The following is a 6,700-nucleotide window of genomic DNA, read 5'->3' on the forward strand; positions in this document are numbered from 1 at the left end:
AAGAAAAATGTAGCGACTCGGACCTGCGCTGGAGAAGATATCCTCGATCCTCGATAACATCACGCCCACGGCATCAAGTGCGATGATCAAGAACAGCTCGAAGACATTTTGGCGCGAATATTCCCGACCCCGCCCCCGTCCAGGATTTTGATCCTTCAGGCTCAACAGTTTGGCGTCGGCATAAAATTTAATTCGTCTGGCTGTGATTCCGGTTATCGCCTGAACTTCTTTCGGGGAAAACACCCTTGTCATATGACCACCCTCCATTATAAATTAGTTGACTGTTTTATGTTTTATATTAATTGAATTGAGTTGCCGAGTCAACCTTTTCGCATCCACCCGGCCAAGCAGTGAATATGAACGGAAAGATGATTATCCTGTCACCTGTATGCGCCAAAACCTTCGAATGGGTAACGAAAGGACAAAACATGACTACGATCGTGGGAATATCAGGAAGTCTGCGGGAACATTCTTTCAACGCCGGCCTACTTCGGTCTGCCGCGGACGCGGTGCCCGACGGATGCTCGCTCTCTGTCAATTCAATTCGAGGAATCCCCTTGTATGATGGAGATGTGGAAGCGGGGGAAGGAATTCCGCCGGCGGTGACCGACCTCAAGCAGAAAATCAAGGCGGCCGACGGACTGTTGCTGGTCACCCCGGAGTACAACAACGGCATCCCCGGGGTTTTTAAAAATGCCATCGACTGGTTCACCCGACCGCCCGAGGAAAGCATGGGCGTCTTTGCGGGTAAACCGGTGGGCCTGATCGGCGCCACACCGGGCAACTTCGGCACCGCCTTTTCCCAGTACGCCTGGCTGCCGGTGCTGCGCGTGCTGGGCACTCAGGTATGGTCCGGGCGCCTGCTGTGGGTCAGCGGTGCCATGGGCAAATTCGACGACCAGGGCAACCTCACCGACGACGGCGTGAAAAGGCAATTGGTCAAGTACATGGCCGGCTTTAGCGAATTTGTTGGTCGAATGAAGGCCTGATACCCGACCTCAGCGAACCATTGGTTGAGGAAACACCCTTATGTGGATGCCAATGCCTCTATTCCGGTGGCATTACTCCCGCGTGGTCAGCAGCATGCCCAGGCACACCATGACCAGCGCCGCCAAAGCCGGCCAACGAAGGTGTTCGGATTCAATTAGGGCAACGGAAAGCAGGACGGCACACACTGGAATGAGAAACCGGTAGACGGCCATGCTGGAAAGCCGGTTGGCCTTGATCAACAGGTACCACAGGGAAAAAGCGGCGGCAGAGAGAAAACTGAGATACAGCAGCAGAACAAGCGAACGCATGGAAAAGACCAACACCGCCGGGGATTCGAAAAACAGGGCCAGCAGAAACAGGGCCACGGCACCGGTGGACAGTTGATAAGCGCACATCAGCGGCGGATAAACGCGAACGGCGGTTTTCTTGACGACGACCAAGGCCAGGGTGGAAGACAAGGCGGTAAGCAGGATAAAGCCTTCACCGGTCAAGGTCATATGAAAGTTCAGACCACCTTCCTGTAAATTGACCAGGACGATGCCTGCGAAGCCGAGAATCAACCCGATGCTTTTCCGCAGGGTGATGGGGTCGTCCTTGAACCACAGGTGCGAAAACAGGGCCAGGAAAAAGGAACCTGAACCGATGATGATAGAGGCCTTGACCCCGGTGGTGTTGGACAGGCCGATGTAAAAAAAAGTGTACTGCAGGGTGGTTTGCAGCATCCCCGTCAGGACCATGGCACTGTAATCGCGCTTGTGGGATAAAACGATGGATTTTCCCGCGACAAAGACACCGGCAAAAATCATCGCCCCGGCCAGGAAAAATCGGTAGGCGGCAAAGTACAGCTTGCCGCCGGTACTGTGCTGAATATCCAGCATCACAAAGCCGGTCTTTACCATGGGGAAGGCGCTGCCCCACAACAAGGCGCATACCAGCGCCCAGAAAAATACGGCCGGTCGCCAGGTGAATAGGTTTTCGCGGTTGATCATCTTTTCACGGGTTCAGCGTTCAAGGTTGATGGGCTCGTAAAAAGTCACCATTGGTGTCATTCCCGCGAAAGCGGGAATCCATAACCGTTTAAAAATACTGGATCCCCGCCTGCGCGGGGATGAAAAAAAAAGAGGACATTTCGACTTTTTACGGGTCCATCAAGGTTCAAGGTTCAACGGTTACCGTAGTGAACCCGCGAACGATTACGGGAAAGTTTATCCGGGATGGGGTAGCTGAAGTCAAATAAAAAGCGGTGGGAAGGGATTTATGCCACTTTATGGGCATCAAGATAATGAATTTGGCCAGGCTAGAGGAAGAAAGCCGTATTGGTATACTGCGACGACCGATAACGCAGTCCAAATTCATTATCTTGATGCCTATAGCCAGCGGATGCTGTCCGGTCGGTAGGCCAACGTCACAGGCCAGCCCCGGTGAAGGGTCATGGCAGCCAGGTGGGATTCGTCGACCCGCACGACCAGCCTAAGCGAACCGGCGCGGACATCGGCGAACAGATTGCCGCTTTGTTTTTCCGAAGTGATACGGGTGACCGTCCCGTTGACAAAGGCGATATTAGCACCCTTTTGGGTCTCCGCGCTATCGAAAATGCGGATGGCAGCGGGGTCGATAAAAGCGGTGGCATCGGCTTTCGGTGGTGCTGAAACCGTAAAGCGGATGCCGTCGCCGAGCGGTTTCATATAATAGCCGTTTTCATCGGGGACCCAGGGGCCGAAAACCATGTTGCTCCTGCCGGTGCCGGTGGGTATCCCCTTGAACAGGTGGATCACCTCGTCACAGACATCGTAAAGCCATTCGCGATCGTGGCTGGCAATCACCAAGGTGGTGCCCCATTCGCTGCGGGCACGCAAGGAGGCGGCACGGATCAGTTCGCTGGAGGCGGCGTCCACGCTTGCGGTGGGTTCGTCCAAAAGCAGCACCCGGGGTTTCAGCACCAGCCGGGCCGCAAGGGCCGCCCGCTGGGCCTCACCACCGGACAGCTCGTCCCACTGGCGCCGGGCGAAGGTATCCGGGTCCAGGCCGACCATGGCCAACGCATCGTGTACCGGGGGGCCCCAATCCTCACGTGTACCACGCACCTTCAAACCATAGGCGATGTTCTTAAACACCGAACGCTTCATCAGGTAAGGGTCCTGGGTTAGCAGCGTAACCAGAAACCGCACTGATTCGTCGAAGGGAAACGCCGGTTTTCCGTCGAATAGGATTCGCCCCTGGGTAGGCCGGAAGATAAACGCCATGAGCTTGAGCAGGGTGCTTTTCCCGCTGCCGTTGGGTCCGACCAGTCCCAAAATGGATGCCGGTTCGATGTCCAGACGATCGACGGCCAATACCGGATCGCTGTGGTAGCGGTGGACGAGGCTTTCAATCCGATAGATGGGCTGGGACACCGTCATCGTTTCCTTAAAAAGGAGAGGCACACATTCACACCAAAGGCAATGGCGATGAGCACCAGCCCCAAGGCGATGCCGGTGGAAAACATCCCCTTACCGGTCTCCAAGGCAATCGCGGTGGTGATGGTACGGGTGTGCCACTTGATGTTACCGCCCACCATCATGGAGATGCCCACCTCGGTCATCACCCGCCCGTAGGCGGTGAGGCCGGCGGCCAGCACCCCATAACGCACCTCCCACAGGCTGCTGAACAACAGCTGCCGCCGACTGGCCCCCAGGGAGATCAGAAGCGTTCGCAGGTGCCGGTCCATGCTTTCCACGGCTGTGGCACTCAGGGCGATGACCACGGGCAGGGCAAGTATGGTCTGGCCGATGGCGATGCCGGTCAGGGTGAACAGCAGGCCCATCTCTCCCAGTGGGCCCCGGTTGGAGATAAATGCGTAGACCACCAAGCCGATGAACACCGTGGGCAGGGCCAGCGCCGTATCCACCAGCAGCCGCACCTGACGCTTGGCCGGGAAATTCAGATATCCGAGTGCGAATCCCAAGGGGATGCCCAATATCAGACTGGCGGCCATGGAGCCGGAGGAAGCCTTCAGCGTGGCGGCCACCGCGGACCAGGTCTGGCCGTCACCACCGAAAAGCAGGCGGATGGCCTCTATGAATCCCGCAAAGATAAAATCCATATGCCATCATTTTGCATTGGGGACGAAAAGCGGTTTACCCAGCAGCTTGAAATCCCGTATCAGCCCCTGGGCCTCCGCGCCGGCCAGCCATTCCGCAAAGGAGGTGGCCAGATCGAATTTGGCCTTCGTACAGCGCTGTGGATTGATCGCCAGCACACTGTATTGATTGAGCAAGATGTCGTCCTGCTCGACCAGTACTTTCAGCGGCGGATTGCCGCTCATGGTGTCGGCGTACTTGATAAAGGTGCCGCGATCAGTCATGGTGTAACCGTTTCGCTCAGCGGCAATGTTGATGGACGCCAACATTCCCTGACCGGTCTGAACATACCAAAACTCCTTTTCCGGAACAGCCGCACCGGTGGCGCTCCACAGGGAAAGCTCCTTCTTATGGGTGCCCGAATTGTCTCCGCGGCTGACGAACACAGACCCCTTGGCACGTATGGTCCCCAGCGCATCGACAACCGTATTGCCGGTGATGCCGGCCGGATCACTCTCCGGACCGATGATCACGAAGTCGTTGTACATGATCTCCCTGCGGTTGACGCCGAAACCCTTTTCCACAAATGCCTTTTCCGCCGCCGGTGCATGGACCAGCAGCACGTCCACATCACAGTTTTCACCCATTTTGAGGGCCTTGCCGGTCCCCACCGACGTCCATTTGAGCTCGATCCCCGTGGCCTGGGTAAAATGAGGGGCCAGGTAGTCCAGCAGGCCGGTGTTATCGGTACTGGTGGTGGTGGCCATCATCAGTACTTTGTCGGCCGCCATGACTGGAAAAACCATCATCAGGGTCAATGCCACAATTAAACATGCCTTTTCCGCCATCTGTTTTTTTTTCTGCATGGATTTACCTCTCCCTTTGATTGGTCGACGCCCCGCTTCAGGCTGCGGGGAATGTTCTGCCTAAAACGGCAGTGCTGCGCGACACTGTTGGTTGGCTGATCGCTTCGCTCGCGTTGGCTATTCAGACGCTTGAGAGGCCGGAGCGTGCTTCAAGGCTTCAGTTCGACTTCTGCGGCATCCAGTTCATGGGGAAAAATCATTTTGCCGCTCTTGGACACATCGTATCCTTCCAGCTGCTGCGCCGCCTGGACAAATGCCTTTTCGTGGAGCAGGCTGAGAAAATACTGGATCCCCTGGTCGAAAAAACGCTCCCGGGTAACCAGCAGGTCGTAGCGCTCCTGGCGCAGGGGCATAAACGCCAGGCCCAGCAGGGAGGCCACCGGCCGGATCCCCGGTCCGGCATCCGCGCGGCCGCCCAGAATCTCGAGCCCCACATCCATGTGCCGATTCACCTCGCGGTCGTACCCGGCGATTCGCTCCCCGGCAATTTCCGCCCGCTTGAGTTCCCGGTCGAAAAGCAGGCGGGTGCCCGTGGCCAGAGATCGATTGACGATACGGATGCCGGGTTTTCCAAGATCCTTCACGGCGTGAATGTTGCGGGGGTTGCCTTTTTGGATGAGAATTCCCTGGTCCCGCTTGCAAAAATTCACCACCACGGGCATGCGTTCGAACTGGCGCTGCAGGAAATCGAAATTATATTCGTTGCCGTTCTCCTGGAGCAGATGGCTGGTGGCCATATGGCAAAGGCCGCGTCGCAAGGCATTGATGCCGCCCACGGAGCCCAGGTTCCCGAATACGGCCAGATGATCCGGATGGTGGCTGTTGAAGAGGGAGAGAGCCTTTTCAAGAAGGAGGTCATTGCTCCCGGTGATGACCAAAAGCCCCTCATAGGGAGGCAGAACATTGTGGCTCTGGGGATAGTTGACCGTGCTGGACTCGACCCACTGCTCCACCAGATGACGGGGGAAAATCCATTTTCCGGTAACCTTCGAAGCGGGCAGCCCCTTTTCCGAAATCAGCGAATATACCATTTTCTCATTGATCCCAAGGAATTTGGCCACCTCCTTGGTGGATAGCATCTGCGTCATGATTTTCTCTTCCTCAACGGCGTTTTCTCTGACGAGGCTGTCCGCCCATCAGGATGGCAATTAGTAGGAGTCGTGGAACGAAATGTCAATATTTTCTAACATTCAGCGGAACACAGAGAAGTAAACAAACCCATAATTACCAAAAATAACCATCGCCTGTATTTTTTGTGGCCTGCGCATCGATGCGCCCCGGCGCACCTTTTTAAGTTGACGGAGCCGGTGCGTGCCGTATAGATTAGCGGTGAACCGAATTTTTCCGGGAGCGCTGAAACCATGCTCAACGAAAAGCAGAAACTGGACACGCTGATGACGCTGGGGATCGAGCTGAACCGGATCCACGACCTCGACATTCTGTTGGAGCGGGTGCTCACGCGGGCGCGCCAGTTTGTAAACGCCGATGCCGGTTCCATTTATATTCGCGACGGCAACCGACTGGATTTTACCTATTCCCAGAACGACACCCTCCAAAGGCGACTCCCCGCCGGAGAAAAGCTGATCTACTCCACCTTTTCGGTGCCCATCGACGAGACGAGTATAGCCGGGTTTGCCGCTGCTACGGGAAAAATGCTCAGCATTCCGGATGTCTACAAACTGCCACCCACCAAGAGCTATCACTTCAGCAAGAAATTCGACGAAGCGTCTGGATACGTCACCCGTTCCATGCTCACCATCCCGTTGATGAGTTCAAAAAAGGATG

8 protein-coding genes are annotated in these 6,700 nt (G+C 56.1%); 2 read left to right on the forward strand and 6 right to left on the reverse strand.

The genetic code is table 11. The annotated features are described in order from the left end of the window. Window positions 1-252, reverse strand: a 252-nt coding sequence (locus ABYV26_RS17730; protein ID WP_372682689.1) for a MerR family transcriptional regulator, incomplete at its 3' end; no start/stop codon positions are given. Window positions 253-428: 176 nt separating this feature from the next. Here ABYV26_RS17730 and ABYV26_RS17735 point away from each other — a divergent pair. Further along, complete coding sequence (locus ABYV26_RS17735) at window positions 429-989, forward strand: NADPH-dependent FMN reductase (RefSeq protein ID WP_372682690.1); 561 nt, start codon at window positions 429-431, stop codon at window positions 987-989. 72 nt (window positions 990-1,061) lie between these two features. Here the strand turns inward: ABYV26_RS17735 and ABYV26_RS17740 are convergent, their stop codons facing one another. The 5 genes from ABYV26_RS17740 to ABYV26_RS17760 all read right to left on the reverse strand — a co-directional run bounded on the left by ABYV26_RS17740 (window position 1,062) and on the right by ABYV26_RS17760 (window position 6,003). Continuing rightward, complete coding sequence (locus tag ABYV26_RS17740) at window positions 1,062-1,979, reverse strand: DMT family transporter (protein WP_372682691.1); 918 nt, start codon at window positions 1,977-1,979, stop codon at window positions 1,062-1,064. Window positions 1,980-2,357: 378 nt separating this feature from the next. Then, window positions 2,358-3,389 carry an energy-coupling factor ABC transporter ATP-binding protein gene (locus tag ABYV26_RS17745; protein WP_372682692.1) on the reverse strand — a complete coding sequence of 344 codons (1,032 nt, stop codon included), beginning with the start codon at window positions 3,387-3,389 and terminating at the stop codon, window positions 2,358-2,360. Next, window positions 3,386-4,072 (reverse strand): ABC transporter permease, encoded by a 687-nt coding sequence (locus ABYV26_RS17750; RefSeq protein ID WP_372682693.1) that lies wholly within the window; start codon window positions 4,070-4,072, stop codon window positions 3,386-3,388. The genes ABYV26_RS17745 and ABYV26_RS17750 overlap by 4 nt, the downstream gene beginning before the upstream one ends. Before the next feature lie 6 nt (window positions 4,073-4,078). After that, complete coding sequence (locus ABYV26_RS17755) at window positions 4,079-4,915, reverse strand: substrate-binding domain-containing protein (protein WP_372682694.1); 837 nt, start codon at window positions 4,913-4,915, stop codon at window positions 4,079-4,081. 149 nt (window positions 4,916-5,064) lie between these two features. Then, window positions 5,065-6,003: a substrate-binding domain-containing protein gene (locus ABYV26_RS17760; protein WP_372682695.1), complete on the reverse strand. Its 939-nt coding sequence runs from the start codon at window positions 6,001-6,003 to the stop codon at window positions 5,065-5,067. Window positions 6,004-6,276: 273 nt separating this feature from the next. Between ABYV26_RS17760 and ABYV26_RS17765 the strand changes: the two genes are divergently transcribed. After that, a partial coding sequence (locus tag ABYV26_RS17765; protein WP_372682696.1) for a GAF domain-containing protein occupies window positions 6,277-6,700 on the forward strand: 424 nt, incomplete at its 3' end.

The organism is Desulfosarcina sp., assembly GCF_041551955.1.
Classification (GTDB): domain Bacteria; phylum Desulfobacterota; class Desulfobacteria; order Desulfobacterales; family Desulfosarcinaceae; genus Desulfosarcina.